This window comes from Paenibacillus kyungheensis (assembly GCF_028606985.1).
Lineage (GTDB): Bacteria > Bacillota > Bacilli > Paenibacillales > Paenibacillaceae > Saccharibacillus > Saccharibacillus kyungheensis.
The window spans coordinates 1,167,753-1,182,810 of sequence record NZ_CP117416.1 but is presented as its reverse complement, the minus strand read 5'-3'; the positions used below and the strand labels follow the sequence as shown (position 1 = coordinate 1,182,810).

Annotated in this window: 13 protein-coding genes; 3 read left to right on the top strand and 10 right to left on the bottom strand. The window is 38.4% G+C overall.

Translation table 11 applies throughout. The features are described 5' to 3' along the window. Positions 1–2: 2 nt before the first annotated feature. From PQ456_RS05135 to PQ456_RS05115, 5 genes are all read right to left on the bottom strand, one after another. On the bottom strand, positions 3–1,517 hold the full coding sequence (locus PQ456_RS05135; protein ID WP_273616244.1) for a Na+/H+ antiporter subunit D: 1,515 nt from the start codon (positions 1,515–1,517) through the stop codon (positions 3–5). Between the two features lie 10 nt (positions 1,518–1,527). Then, complete coding sequence (locus tag PQ456_RS05130; protein ID WP_069326639.1) at positions 1,528–1,866, bottom strand: Na(+)/H(+) antiporter subunit C; 339 nt, start codon at positions 1,864–1,866, stop codon at positions 1,528–1,530. Between the two features lies 1 nt (position 1,867). Next, the gene (locus tag PQ456_RS05125; RefSeq protein ID WP_273615174.1) at positions 1,868–4,798 is read right to left on the bottom strand and encodes a Na+/H+ antiporter subunit A; all 2,931 of its coding nucleotides are present in this window, start codon (positions 4,796–4,798) and stop codon (positions 1,868–1,870) included. A 238-nt stretch (positions 4,799–5,036) separates the two neighbouring features. Then, the gene (locus PQ456_RS05120; RefSeq protein WP_175425127.1) at positions 5,037–5,204 is read right to left on the bottom strand and encodes a hypothetical protein; all 168 of its coding nucleotides are present in this window, start codon (positions 5,202–5,204) and stop codon (positions 5,037–5,039) included. 144 nt (positions 5,205–5,348) lie between these two features. After that, positions 5,349–6,305 carry a helix-turn-helix transcriptional regulator gene (locus PQ456_RS05115; protein ID WP_273615173.1) on the bottom strand — a complete coding sequence of 319 codons (957 nt, stop codon included), beginning with the start codon at positions 6,303–6,305 and terminating at the stop codon, positions 5,349–5,351. 92 nt (positions 6,306–6,397) lie between these two features. On the opposite strand from PQ456_RS05115, the gene PQ456_RS05110 reads away from it, so the two are divergent. Further along, a complete protein-coding gene (locus PQ456_RS05110; protein ID WP_273615172.1) occupies positions 6,398–6,835 on the top strand; it encodes a VOC family protein in 438 nt (145 codons plus the stop codon). Positions 6,836–6,990: 155 nt separating this feature from the next. Here the strand turns inward: PQ456_RS05110 and PQ456_RS05105 are convergent, their stop codons facing one another. From PQ456_RS05105 to PQ456_RS05095, 3 genes are all read right to left on the bottom strand, one after another. Beyond that, positions 6,991–8,301, bottom strand: a complete 1,311-nt coding sequence (locus tag PQ456_RS05105) for a response regulator transcription factor (RefSeq protein ID WP_273615171.1) — start codon at positions 8,299–8,301, stop codon at positions 6,991–6,993. A gap of 261 nt (positions 8,302–8,562) precedes the next feature. Next, positions 8,563–10,437, bottom strand: a complete 1,875-nt coding sequence (locus tag PQ456_RS05100; protein WP_273615170.1) for a cache domain-containing sensor histidine kinase — start codon at positions 10,435–10,437, stop codon at positions 8,563–8,565. After that, on the bottom strand, positions 10,427–11,437 hold the full coding sequence (locus tag PQ456_RS05095; RefSeq protein ID WP_273615169.1) for a substrate-binding domain-containing protein: 1,011 nt from the start codon (positions 11,435–11,437) through the stop codon (positions 10,427–10,429). The genes PQ456_RS05100 and PQ456_RS05095 overlap by 11 nt, the downstream gene beginning before the upstream one ends. 314 nt (positions 11,438–11,751) lie before the next feature. Between PQ456_RS05095 and PQ456_RS05090 the strand changes: the two genes are divergently transcribed. Together PQ456_RS05090 and PQ456_RS05085 are read left to right on the top strand one after the other, a co-directional pair. After that, positions 11,752–12,561 carry a HipA family kinase gene (locus tag PQ456_RS05090; RefSeq protein ID WP_273615168.1) on the top strand — a complete coding sequence of 270 codons (810 nt, stop codon included), beginning with the start codon at positions 11,752–11,754 and terminating at the stop codon, positions 12,559–12,561. A 1-nt stretch (position 12,562) separates the two neighbouring features. After that, on the top strand, positions 12,563–13,414 hold the full coding sequence (locus PQ456_RS05085) for a DUF3037 domain-containing protein (RefSeq protein ID WP_273615167.1): 852 nt from the start codon (positions 12,563–12,565) through the stop codon (positions 13,412–13,414). A gap of 137 nt (positions 13,415–13,551) precedes the next feature. Here PQ456_RS05085 and PQ456_RS05080 read toward each other — a convergent pair whose 3' ends face one another. Together PQ456_RS05080 and PQ456_RS05075 are read right to left on the bottom strand one after the other, a co-directional pair. Continuing rightward, positions 13,552–14,280 carry a nucleoside phosphorylase gene (locus PQ456_RS05080; RefSeq protein ID WP_273615166.1) on the bottom strand — a complete coding sequence of 243 codons (729 nt, stop codon included), beginning with the start codon at positions 14,278–14,280 and terminating at the stop codon, positions 13,552–13,554. A 4-nt stretch (positions 14,281–14,284) separates the two neighbouring features. Then, positions 14,285–14,959, bottom strand: a complete 675-nt coding sequence (locus PQ456_RS05075) for a sulfite oxidase-like oxidoreductase (protein ID WP_273615165.1) — start codon at positions 14,957–14,959, stop codon at positions 14,285–14,287. Between the last annotated feature and the right edge of the window lie 99 nt (positions 14,960–15,058).

The following is a 15,058-nucleotide window of genomic DNA, read 5'->3' as shown; positions in this document are numbered from 1 at the left end:
ACCTACTCCTTCAATACGGCTTGGATATACAATGTCGGATCAATCAGTACATCTGTCGCTTGTGCAACAAATGTCTCGATCCAACCTGCACCCAGTCCGATCAGAATCACAAACGCAAATAATACAGAAGATGCTCCAATCAATCGGCGAGGACGGAAAGGCGACCATTCATGATACACTTCTCGCTTCACTTCAGGGCTATCTTGAAATGCTGCTCGATCATCAATAAGCGGGCGATCTTTGCCCCAGAAGGCTAACATAAAGATACGCATCACTGAATATAACATCAATAGACTGGCTAGCAGACTAATAATCGTCATCGTATACCAACCGCGTTCCATACCGCCTTGAACAATCAATAATTTTCCGACAAATCCGCTCAGCGGTGGTACTCCTGCCAGTGCAAGCCCTGTAATAAAGAACATCCACCCTGTAAACGGATAACGCTTAATCAGTCCGCTCATATGTTTTAACTCTGTCGTTCCTAATGCGGCTATCATAATACCTGCTAATAAGAACAATAGTGCTTTGACAATCATATCGTGAAGCATATAAAAGATAGCGCCTTCGATACCTGCACTATTTGCAGTAGCCAATCCAAAAGCGATCAATCCTACGCCTGCGACAATATTGTAGACCAGAATTTTATTCACATCTCGATATGCAACCGCTCCAATCACACCAAGCACCATCGAAGCAATTCCCATCCAACCGATCAATGTATATAAAAATCCAGTATCATGATAAAAAATCAATGTAAATGTGCGAATAATAGCGTATAGCCCTACTTTGGTAAGCAGACCTGCAAAAATTGCTGTAATCACAGAAGGTGGAGCAGCATATGAACCCGGTAACCAGAAGAATAAGAATAATCCTGCTTTTAACCCGAATACGATTAAAAATAAAAATGCAATTACACCTAGAATCCCATCTTGTCCGGCTTCAGATACACGCTGTGATAAATGAGCCATATTTAACGTACCTACAGCCGCATACAGATAAGCCATCGATGCTACAAACAGAGAAGAAGATACAATATTGATCAAAATGTATTTTAACGTCACTTGCAATTGACGCTTCGTTCCACCCAATACAATCAACGCATACGAAGATACCAACATCACTTCAAAACAAACAAATAAGTTAAATAAATCACCTGTTAGAAATGAACCGTATACTCCCACTAGCAAAAATTGAAAAAATGGATAAAAGTGATGCTTTTCACGTTCTTCTCCGATACTGGCGAAGGCGTAAAATAAACATACAGCACCCAGTATCGATGTAGTCAATACTAGTAAAGCGGCAAACATATCTGCTACAAATACAATCCCGTAAGGAGCCGCCCAGCCACCCATCGCAAGCGTCTGAATACCTTCCATTCGTACACTGATCACAATCCATACCGCTACACCCACATTAGCAATAACAGCAATCCCACCTAGCCAGCGCTGGATCGGCACATGACGCATCCCGAATATTTGAAGGACTGCGGCTATCAAAGGAATCAATAGTGGCATAATTAATAAATTATTCGTCACTTTCCATCTTCACCTCCTCCATATCATCGGTCTTCAGCTTAAGATACGAACGATAAGCGAGGACAAAGAAAAATGCAGTTACACCAAAATTAATAACGATCGATGTCAAAATCAAAGCTTGTGGTAAAGGATCTACATAAGACCCTGATTCTTCCCCTAATAATGGTGGTGCGCCTGACTTAAGTCTCGACATCGTAAGCAATAATAAATGCACACCATGTGTCAAAATCGAAGTTCCTAAAATAATGCGTAGCAGACTGCGCGACAAGATCAGGTATACCGCGACTGCAAATAATATCCCAACAGCAATGGACATCCATACTTCCATATCAGCGATCCTCCCCAATCTGTAAAATAATTGTCATCGTCACACCAAGCACTGTTAGAAACACTCCTAGATCAAATAGCGTCGCTGTAGCGAGTTCCGTTTTACCCAATAAAGGCAATTCAAAATAACCAAAAGACTGACTTAAAAATGGAGCATCAAAGAAAAATGAACCGATACCTGTCGCATACGCAATACTTAATCCGACTGCGGTCACTGTACGATAATCGATAGGCAATATCCGTCTTACCGTTTCTGCATTAAACGCTAAAGCCAGTAAAATCAACGCTGAAGCTGTCATCAATCCACCGACAAATCCACCACCTGGATTGTTATGACCGGCAAAGAATAAATACAGTGCAAATGTTAAAATAATAAATACAATCACTTTTGTGCTCGTTTCCAAAATTACATCGTTACTTTTGAACTGTGTCATATTGCGTTGCACAGTTACCGTCTCGCGACGAGTACGACCGACATCAACACGATGCGTCTGTACATCTTTATTGCGCAAATAATGAATACGAGCGCCGGTATCATTTCCTTTGACCTGAAGCTGAATCAAAGAATAGATACCTAACGAAGCAATAGCCAGTACTGTAATTTCAAGCATCGTATCAAATCCACGGAAATCTACCAGAATAACATTGACGATATTATCGCCACCACCCAGATCATGACTACCTTCTACAAAAAAGGTAGCGATCGAATCGAATGTGCTACTACCGCTGGCCGCTAACGCGATAAAGGTCATCACTATACCGACCCCTACAGACACAATAATATTGATAATACGATACCGTTTTGATACAATTTCACGCCGTAATTCAGGCATATGATAAAAGCAAAGTAAAAATAAAGATACAGACACAGTCTCCACAATCATCTGAGTCAATGCCAAATCCGGTGCACGAAATAGAACAAAAAACAAAGTGACCAGATAACCGACAGCTCCGGTCATAATAATCGCTGTAAGACGTTTACCTGCAAATGGAACAGCGATAGCAGTGACCACCAGACCAATTAACAACACAATTTCATAGATGCTAATCGGTGCCGCTCCTGCTGTAAGTAACGACATTCCGTCTGCTCGCCAGAATACAGTGACCATCAAAACAATCATAAATATAAAAATATAAATTAAATAGTTATGCACAGAACCGCTCATATATTGATTGGTTAGTGCTTTAGATCCTTTTTCACCCCATTTCAGGGTGCTGTCATACAGATGATTCCATGTTAACGTTTGAGGATATTTGCTATAAATCCCTTTCCAGCGTGCTAATAACAGATACATCAGCGTTCCTAACACAATAATGCCTATTGTCATTAACAAAGCAGGTGTAATACCGTGCCAGAATGAAATATGCACTTCAAAATGTTCGCCCGATGCTACCAGACTTGGTAATACTGCTCTCATAGTAGGTTCGATTATGCTATAAGATAACAGATTCGGGAAAAATCCTAACCCTACTACACATAATCCCAAAATAACCGGTGAGATCAACATGCCAATCGGCGCTTCATGCGGAGTACCACCTAATTTGTCCGGTTGAAGTGGTCCTCTGAATGTTTTGAACACCAGAATCATACTGTAGACAAATGTAAATACACTGCCCACAAAAGCAAGAATAGGGAATAAGATGCCCCATGTCTCTAAGTGATATATGTCCATATGGCTTAGTTCTACCATCGCTTCTAGAAATAACTCTTTACTCAAAAAGCCGTTAAAAGGCGGAATACCCGCCATTGCAAATGCACTTACACCTGCTACCGTAAATGTAATCGGCATCACATTCATTAATCCACCCAGACGACGCAGATCACGTGTGCCTGTTTCATGATCGACAATGCCGGCTACCATAAATAAAGCACCTTTGAATGTCGCATGATTAATCAGATGGAAAATAGCAGCCATCGTCGCTGTTGTATATAGAAGTGACTCATTGCCATATCCATAATACACAGCAGCAGATCCTGCACCGAACAAAGACATAATAAGCCCCAATTGCGAGATTGTTGAATAAGCTAGCAATGCTTTGAGATCCGTTTGTTTGACAGCTAATATCGATCCATAACACATCGTGACAATACCTACTGTCGATACGATCCAGAACCATTCTGCTTGAACAGCGAAAATTGGACTAAAGCGTGCTACTAGATAGATTCCTGCTTTGACCATCGTAGCTGAATGCAGATACGCACTGACTGGAGTGGGTGCTTCCATCGCATCAGGCAACCAGATATGGAAAGGAAATTGAGCAGATTTGGTAAAAGCGCCCAATAAAATCAGTATCATTGCTGGTAAAAATAAAGATTGTCCTTGAATATCTGTTAATACAGCGATCGTCTCACGAATACTAAAGGTGCCGGTCATATTATGTAGTAATATAAAACCAGCTAACATCGCAAAGCCACCAAGTACAGTAATTAGCATCGACTTGAGTGCTCCATAACGCGAACGATCACGTTCATACCAAAAAGCAATCAGTAAGAACGAAGAAATACTGGTCAATTCCCAGAATGTATACAACACGATCATATTATCTGAAAGCACAATCCCGAGCATAGCGCCCATAAAGATCATTAGATATAAATAAAATCGATGAATCGCTTCTTTGGCAGGATCAAGATAAAAAATAGAATATAAAACGACTAAAGCGCCTATACCTGTAATCAATAGAGCAAATAATAGACTTAAACCGTCTAAATATACGGTAAAGTTAATTCCTAACGAAGGAACCCAGGGTACACTAATCGTTTCACTGGTATCTGACTGAATCGTAGGTAAATAACGTAGAAAATTTGCAAATAATAAGGTCGGAATAGCTAAAACGATCCAACCTGTATGTACACGCGGCAATCCTTTACGGATCAGAGGCACGAAGATTGCAAATAAAAATGGAATAATAATAGCAGCATGCAATACATACACTCTTGTTGACACCCCCAATTTCTTTATCTATTACTTCCTGTATTCTTCTTCTAATGAATGTATACAAAAAGACCTTTACCTTTATAGTACCCAAAAACAGTACCTTCTGCCCGTAATTTCATCATTTCAGGTCAAATTAGCTCAAAATAACCCAAAAAACAGCAAAAAGGAGCCTTGGTGACAGGCTCCTCCGTTTTATATACCGTATAATGTTAATTACGAATCCGATCGCATATGTTTATGAGAACATAGGGAAAATATACTTCACTAAGAACCATAACACAATTGCCAAAATAATAATATAAGCAGCATATTTAATAAAAGTAGAAGCGACCATACTTGAATCTGATTTACGTTCTACACGTACCTCTTTTTTGTCCACATCTACGTTACGATTTTCGTCCATTGTCCGTAATCTCCTTTGAGCGCCCTTTGCGGTACGCATTATGATCTTGTGAGCATTATTACACGGAAATGTGATCAGTGAATCGCTATTGATTTGTACTCTTTAAAATTTTAGGCAACTGAATAGACGACCTCTAATAAAGGATTACTCATACTGAGCTAATATCTTTTTGACATATTGCTGATATTCGGTACGCAAAAGTGGTGGCGATACAATTTCAATATGCTGACCAAATCCCAAAAAGTACTCTACTAGAAAAGAAATTTCATGTTCGCCAAAGGTTCCTACAATATAATGCTCTTTATTTTCGCTATCATTTCCTGTGTCCACCTGTTGCAAAGACATATTGGAATATCTTTTTTTATAAAAGTGTTCGATACCTTTTAGATCTACTTTGACTTGGAAAGATAGTGGACGTTGTATATCAAATTGTTGGTTGGCTAACGTATGAATCTGCTCTGCTGTCCACTCGGTGCCTTGCTGATCCGTGATATGTAACTCCTCTATATAATCACAACGAAAATTCCGAAATTCATTTTTGTTGCGATCCCAACTCAAACAATACCAGTATCCATCCCATATCGATAAGCGTAGCGGTTGAATAATCCGTTTGTCCTGCTGATACCGATTGTATTGAATTTCGATGACCTGTCTGCCAACAATTGCAGCAAATAGTTCTACAATCCATGGCACTTCTTGTTGCTGTTCTACACCAATCCACTGAATCCATTGTTCTGCTTGCGCCATTTGTTGTTTGTGCTTATCCGGTAATGTAGCTAATAATTTAGTTTTGATCTCTTGATAGTTCTGTTGAAAAGGAGTTTTTACTAATCCTTTTAACAATTGTAGCGAAAAGAAAATGGAGTGTAATTCATTGGTATTAAAATAAATCGGTGGTAATAAGGAGTTCGTTAGTACACGATAACCGCCATGACTGCCTTTTTCTGAATACAGCGGAACCCCTAATTGTTCTAACGAAGCGATATCCCGTAAAGCCGTACTTCTAGAAATATTAAATGTTTCGATCAGATCGCTAAGATTAAAATGCTTTTTGGTATTGATATAGATCATCTGCTGAATCAGACGTTCATTTTTGTTCATATAATGCTCCTTTATTTTGATTTTTTAATAGTGTCATGATTTGACACTATTCTACCATACAATAAAAGTATTCAATCAAAGGAGTGATTACTATGTCTAATTTAACCGTCAGTACTTTTTTATCTCTACATGGTCAAGCCAAAGAAGCCATCTCTTTTTACCAGACTCATCTTCAAGCTCAACTTGTGTTCTGTATTACTAATCAAGAGATTACAGAGAAATTAGATCCCACCTATACGTATCCAACAAGTGAAAAAGATTGGATCGCTCATTCTGTGTTAACTATTGGCAATAGTGAATTAATGATCGCTGATGAATTGATGAGTGATGCTCCCGATTTGGTCAAAGGGACTAATTTCTCGTTGTGTATCACCTCATCGCAAGCAGAGATTACTACATTGTACAATCTGCTTTTAGAACATACTCAGACACGTATTATCGTTCCACTTGCACCTAATTTATTTTCCAAAGCATATGCGATTGTAGAAGATCCTTATGGAGTTGTTATCCAGTTAGTAACCGAAAAATAAGAATAAGTAGATGATTAATCAATAATAATACTCAAAAAATACGCAAAAAGACCTTATCGCTCTCGTTAAGGTCTTTTTGCTTGTGGAATTGTATTTGTTGTCTAAAAAGTACATCTATTGTGAATAGTGGTGAACATTGTTTTTTAGCGTTTTGCTTACGATTGCTCTACCGTATCTCGACGATATTGATTGGGTGATACACCGATCATTTTTTTAAAAGCTGTACTAAAATAATGCTGTGAATCATAGCCCACTTGTAGCGCAATCTCAAGAATCGATAGCTCGGTTTCTTTCAGTAGATGCACTGCTTTTTGAATCCGAACCTGTACTAATACATGGATAAAAGAATGCCCTAGCTCTCGTTTCATTAAGCGACTCAGATAGGTTGGAGAGACTTGTAACACATCTGCCAGCTTTTCCAATGTTAATTCTGGATTATGGTAATGGTTCTGGATATAATCACGCGCCCGTCTTACCAGTGGAGATAGTCGGGATTGCCCGTCTAATTGTAATTTGGCATGTCGATAAGCAGTAGTCATGACTTGGCTGTAATCTACGTCTTGTTCTAAAGATAGCAAAGGGTCATTAGGCATATCTGTATTGTTGATCTCTTCATCTATACTATTCACCGATTGCAAATGCACTTGCACATGTAGACCTATACAGTCTTTGACCGCACTCATCATTTTATCTGCTTGTTGCTCATTATCATACATAGCAGACGCAGTAGAATGATCGGGCGGACACCATGTACAAATGACTAACAACCCTGATGATTCTCTACAAATCACAAGTGGTGCTGGCTGTAAAAGCTCGGCGGCAATATTACCTATAGCGAACAACATCAATTGCTTATCTTGTTCTTTGAGCATCGGTCGTCCTTCCGCATGACCCGACCAGCGGATTAATGCTAATGTAGATGGCAAGCACACAGGTAAGTGCAAAAACTCTAATTGTTGCTTGATCTCCTCATGATGGAGTCTACCGCTTAACCAATCTAGACAAAATTGTTCTTGTAGTAAAGATGTATTTTTCTGAATCTGATCGGTTGCTAACTTTAAATACTGTTCTTGATGTAGTGTTCCATTCATTTCGGTGCGAATATGGTGCAGTACATCATACAGATGGAGCGGATCGACAGGCTTGAGAATATAATCTTTGACCCCTAATCGAATAGCTTCTTGAGCATATTTGAATTCATCATGTCCGGTAATAATGACAAATCGACAGTGCGGTCGCTCGGTACGTAATCGTTTCATTAAAGAAATACCGTCCAAAAAAGGCATATTCATATCGACCAACAAAATATCGATCTGTTGTTCCAATGCAATCTCTAAAGCTTCTTCTCCATCTTCTGCTTCTGCGGTAACGATCATCCCCAGACTATCCCAGTCGACGCAATCTCGAATTCCTTCGCGAATAATCGGCTCATCATCAGCGATTAATACGTTATATACCGCACTCATTGATATTCGTCTCCTTTACGATCTGGTTTTGCAAAAATCACTTTTTTACTACACTGAGTCGCGCTTGTGGTGCCAAGCGCTTGATGTAAGATATTTTGCTTCGCAAAAATCATGGTTTCATTCGTTTGGGTCGCGCTTATGGTGCCAAGCGCTTAATGTAAGATATTTTGCTTTGCAAAAATCATTTTTTCATTCGTTTGGGTCGCGCTTATGGTGCCAAGCGCTTAATGTAAGATATTTTGCTTTGCAAAAATCATTTTTTCATTCGTTTGGGTCGCGCTTATGGTGCCAAGCGCTAGGCATATTCCATAACAATGGTTGGGTGACCTGGATGGTTGTTCCGCCTTCTGGGCGTGGGTGAATACTTACACCGTAGCTTGTGCCGTAGGCTAGGTGGATACGGGCTTGAATATTTAGCAGACCATAGCTTCCTGTTGGTTCAGGACCTTGTTGTCCGATCCAATCGAGCGGTTCGGCGAGTTGGTATTGGATTTGAATCAATCGCTCTTCACTAAATCCTGCACCATCATCGCTAATGGTATACACTAATTTGTCGTCTTGTTGTTGTGCTGCAATATAGATATTGCCGGGGCCCCGCCTTGCTTTGATTCCATGATAGATGGCATTTTCTACAATCGGTTGTAGTAGTAATTTCATCACATATACATTGCGGATTGCCTCATCGATCTGAATATCGTATTGTAGCCGATCGCGATAACGTGTTTTCTGAATTTGCAAATAACTGACAATATGCTGTTCTTCTTCAGCCAGTGTGATCATATCACTGCCACGGCTTAGCCCAATACGGAACAGTTTGGATAATGCATCCACCATACTGGACACATCGTCTGCCCCTTTTTTCTGCGCCATCCAATGAATTGTATCCAGCGTATTGTATAGAAAATGGGGACGAATATGGGCTTGTAGACTGCGTAATTCAGCTTCTCGCTTTTGCTGTTCTTTTTGCTGATTTAGTGAGATTAGATTACGAATCTCATTCATCATTCGATTAAAGCTACGTCCCAACATCCCTACTTCATCCCGTCTATTGCTAATATAACGAGAAGTCATATCGCCTGATTCTGCTTTTTGCATCAACGAAGATAGTCGGTAGATCGGTCTAGAGATCGAATTGGCTAATCCATATGAAGCGGTAAGCCCTGTAAAACAGACACAGAATAGAAAAATAACGATATAAAAGCGAATCGTGCGCGCTTCAGCTACTGATTCACTAAATTGGAAAACGCCGACTGTTTTCCAGCCTGTATATGACGATGTCCGATAAATAAATTGTAATTGTTGCCCTTGAATCTCTTCGGTAAATACATTCTCCGATTGCCGAAGCGAAGCGGTTAATTTGGCAGGAATACTTTGCATAAAGGTATCGGACGGTGCGTAAATAACATGCCCCGTAGGATCTGTTACCATCAGATACCCTGTTTTGCCCAGTGTCACATCTTTGGCTGCTTGAGCAATAACACGTAACTTGAGATCGATCAAAATCACACCTTTGACTTCACCTGTGGTCGGATCATTGATCGAACGCACGACCGTTACAACCTCATCTTCTCCATAATTCGCATGACTTGTAATATTGCGACCGGATGGATGACCGATAATCGTAAAGATTCCTTTTTGCTTGATCGCCTGTTGATACCAATATTCTTTAGTCAGACTTTGATTGTACCTTGCATACAGTTCATTACTGATATAATCGCCTTTGGTATTAACGATTAAGATTCCGGCAATCTCGGAATAAACGGTTGTAAATCCTTGCAAAAACTGCCGAATCTGATACGTTGATGTATCGGAAGCATCATTTTTGTTTAACGATTGACCGGCTAGAAATTGGTCAACATTCCGATCAAAACTGATTAAATACGTGATACTTTGCATATTTTCCATATACGTATCTAGCGTTTGGTTGACCTTGCTAATTAATTGCATCGTATTCGCTGTCACCTGACGCTCAATAATCTGATTGGATGTCCAATTCACCATAATTCCCAGTAAAATTGCAGGCAAAATACCTACCATCAAAAACAACACAATCAATTGATGGCGCAAAGGTAAATTTTCAGGATGCCAGTAACGCCAATCTTTTTGTAAAGAGCGGCGTATCCATTTATTTCGCATAATAATCAGCCACATTTTCTTGAGTTACCACAGAGATTCCTGTATCTACACGAACAGGTACAGGCGATACAATGCCACTAAGCGAACGTGCAGGAACTGTTAATCCATGATGCAAATGAAACAGATATTGGAGCGACCAATAACCCATATTCCATGTTCCTTGCGCAATCGTTGCGTTGATCGTACCGGACTTGATCATATCCAATGTTTCTTTATTAGTATCAAAGCTAATAATGACAGGCTTACTTGCCCCTGTACGTCCGGATTGTTCTACTGCTCGCCCTACTCCATAACTTCCTGTAGCTTCGGTAATAAAAATACCTTTGAGATCAGGATATTGACGCAATAATCGAGTAGTGATCTGCTCGGCTTTGACTGCATCGCCTTCATGATTTTCGACTGCCACAATATTCATTTGTGGATAACGATTTTTAATTTCTTGTTCAAATCCTTGAGTGCGTTCTTTATGATTTTGCTGATTGGTTAACGTAATAATCGCTATCTTTCCCTGATGCTTGGTTAATGTAGCCATCTGGTCTGCCGCGGTTGTACCTGCATTGGTATTATCTGTTGCTAAAAAAGAATACGCTTTGCTACCAGATGCTTCGGCATCGAACATTACGACAGGAATCCCTGCATCTACTGCTTTATTCACCGATTTGACCAATGCTGGTGAATCAATCGCAGATATCGCGATACCAGCGGGCTTTTTAGCAATAATCTGATCTAGCACAAGCGCTTGCTCACGCGCATCATATTGCGTTGCCCCGCGATATTCAACCGATACATTGAGCGCTTCAGCAGCATCTTCGAATCCTTTCAGCCCGCTTTTCCAATATTCCATTCCGGACTGGAAAGTGACCATTACATAATTCTCGTCAATATTCCCCTTTAACCCCTGCTCTGTCCAAGCCGCAGATTTCTCATCTAATCGATATTGCATAATATAAATAATCAAAGCGCCGATCAAAATCATATAGATCAACAACATTTTACGCATACTTCTATATTCCCTCCAGATCATGTCACTGACCACTCTTGATATGATCTAATATAACTCAAATCAAGAGTTAAGAAAACGCTTTAATTGTAAAAGGTGGAGGATGGCTGTATGCTTGAGGGCAGGTTTTTATTTGTTTTTGTACTAAGATTAATTTTGTATGAAATATACTATAGTATGTTCAGTTTTTATTTCGATCATCATATTGTATATTATAAATAACACTATTAATTTTTAGCATATTTGATAACCTTACTGTAATTAAATTTGTCATTATTATATTTATGTTTATACATAAATTTTGGAGGATTTAAATGGATACATTAAAAGCCAATAGAATTATGAATCCTATAAAAAATGGTTCTACATTGCCATATTATATTAACTGTGAAGATGGTCAAACCTATGCTGTTAAATTTAAAGAAAATCCTCAAGGTATTAAAGCTATTGTTAACGAATACATTTGTTCAGAGTTAGCTCTTTTGCTACAATTGCCAATACCAAAGCCTGTATTAATACATCTAACAGAAGAATTTTGTTCTATGTATGGTCAGAAATTGAAAGAACACATTGGTAGCGATATACTGCCAGGAGTCCATTTTGGATGCTTAAAGTTAAAAAAAGCTTACCCAATAGAACTTGGTTCTATGTTGAATGAGGCGATTAACATCGAAATTATTGCTGAATTACTTATCTTTGATTTATTTATATGCAATAGCGATAGAGATAATAACGGTGGAAACCTTTTGTTTGATCCTCAACAAAAGAAAATAATCATATTAGATCATACTCATGCTTTTGATCTTGGAACTATTTGGGAAGCAAGTCAGCTAAATCAAAGAATTGGTGAACCTTTTACATTATTGAATCTCAATGGACATGTTTACCGTAAACTTGTCCCATATGTCAAAGGTTATAATCCATTTAATTCTATTTTAGAGAAATTAAAAACAATGACAACTGATCAAATTTGGAATATCATTAATAGTGTTCCTAACGAATGGTTGCTCAGTCCTGATGACAAATTATCATTAAATAATTATCTTTGTGATCGAAAAGAACGTATTGAGGAAACTTTACCTTTATTAAAAAACAATCTGCCTAGTTGGAAAGGAGGACTCTGAGATGTCTCACCTATTTAAATATTCTGTCATAAGATATGTTCCTGATGAAATAAGAGAAGAATTTATAAATATTGGAATAGTTTTTCATTCTCCAGAACTTAAACATACTGAATTTAAATTAACTAAAAACTTTAAAAGGGTTCATGCTTTTGATGATGAAGTAGATATTAAATTTTTAAAAATTGTTTTAGATGGGATAAAAGAAAGTTTTACAAAAAGTACAATCTCAGGACCTTCTGAAAATGAACTAGCTGATATAAATTTTCTAGAGAAAAAAACCTTTTATTATGCTAATCAAATACAATTTTCTCCTACAAATTCTTTTTTCACTCTTAATATTGAAGAAGATTTAAATGATTTGTTTAAAACATATGTTTATTTTGACAATAAAAAGAAGTCAAGAATAACTGATGATGAAGTTAAAAGCTTAATGAATAGAATTCTAGTAAATAATAATGTACTTAATGAATTACAAAGAAATATTAAAATTGATATTGGTCCACAAGAAATAGAATTAGATTATTTATATCATTCTAATAATAGAACAAAAATCATCAAAACTTTTTCTTTTGATTATACAGAAAAAGGAAGTACTAATGCTCCAAGTATTGCTAAAGAATGGATATATAATTTTGAGAAAATAAAAAAAATCAATAACTATGAATTATTTGGAGGACATCAGGAAGATTGTGATCTTATCACTTTTATTTATACTGGGAAATCTTCAAATAAAAATGTAAAAACTGCAATTAATATCTTAAAAGAAATAACTAATACAGTTGAAGGAAAAGAAAGGGACGAAATAATTCGATTTGCTGATAATATGACTCAAGAGATACAAGAAACCAGATAATAAAATAATAAAAAAATCCCCCTTCTTTCATAAAAAGAAGGGGGATTTTTTATAAATATAATTTTTCGACTCATATTTACAACACAAAAATATAAATATATTACTATGAATTATTTGGAGGAAGTAAAATTACTTATTTATCCACGTTTTGCAAGTTGTACTGTTGCTTGAATTGCCGCTTCGATCTCACGTTTGACTGCGTTCGCTACAGTATCTGTATTAGGATCGTATTCTTCTGCTAGATCAGCATCAGCATAACCATCCAAAGCTACAATTGCTCCTGCACGAATACCGCGAAGCGAAGCGATAATATACAATGCAGAGATTTCCATTTCTACAGCTAAAGCACCGGCTTGTTTATACTTTTTGTGCGGGAATTCTTCTACCCCGTTGAAAAAGACATCCAATGTAACAGTGATTCCTTTTTGCACAATACCTTCACTTTGGCGTGCTGCTTGATATAATGCTTCGGTTACTTCACTATCGGCAACCGCAGGGAATGCTTCGGGAACCAGTTGGCGAGTTAATCCATCAGTACGTACGGCTGCTGTACTGACGATTAAGCTACCTGCTGGATGATCGGCAGAATACGAACCTGCTGTACCAACACGAATAATCGTTTTGACCCCTGCACGAATCAATTCCTCAAAACAAACGGCTGCTCCAGGAGAACCTACGCCATGACTAACAACAGCCAATTCAATGCCATCTCGTGTACCGACAAAGCTACGATATTCACGGCTAAATGCTAATTCCCTTGTATTGTCTAACAATGAAGCGATATGAGCCGCACGCTTAGGATCACCGCAGACAATCGCGTATTCAGGTACATCTTCACTATTGATTTGCAAAATAGGCATTAACATTGAATTAATCAAACTCCTTTTTTGTCCATTCATCTTCCGGTATCGGCAAAGCTTCACCAGAGAAACGTTGTTCTGCAAAGGGATCGGCTTCATTATGAAAACCATTTTGTTCCCAGAATCCGGGGCGGTCTTCTTTCATAAATTCAAGCCCTGTAATCCACTTCGCACTTTTCCAAAAGTACAGATGTGGTACCACCAGACGCACAGGATATCCATGCTTGGGTGTCAGTGGCTTATGATCATAATGATACGCTAGCAATACATTGTCAGACAATAGGTCCGCCAGTGGAACATTGGTCTCGTAATCATTACCACCATGTACCATCACATATTGTGCTTCTGGCTTCACCTGCAATACGTCTAGCAGATCACGAAAGCGTACACCTTCCCACAGCGTATCAAATTTTGACCAGCGCGTCACACAATGGATATCGCTAGTCATCTGTACTTTAGGCAAATTCAGCAAATCTGTATATGAAAATGTCTGTTCTTGCTCAACCTCACCGAAAATCTTCAACTGCCATGTATCTGTGTCTACATCAGGTACATCGCCTTCATGCAATATCGGAAACGTTTCGGTTAAAAATTGTCCTGGTGGTAAACGATCTGCCTGATCGACTCCTAGATTTTTAGATAATGGTACTTTGGCATTTTTGATGCGTTCCGCTTTATTTTTCACTGGATACCCTCCTTTTGATCAGATTACGTTCTCTCTATAGCATTTCTTTGGCTGTATTAATACATACTTCAATCTTAAATACATATTTCAGTCTTACTA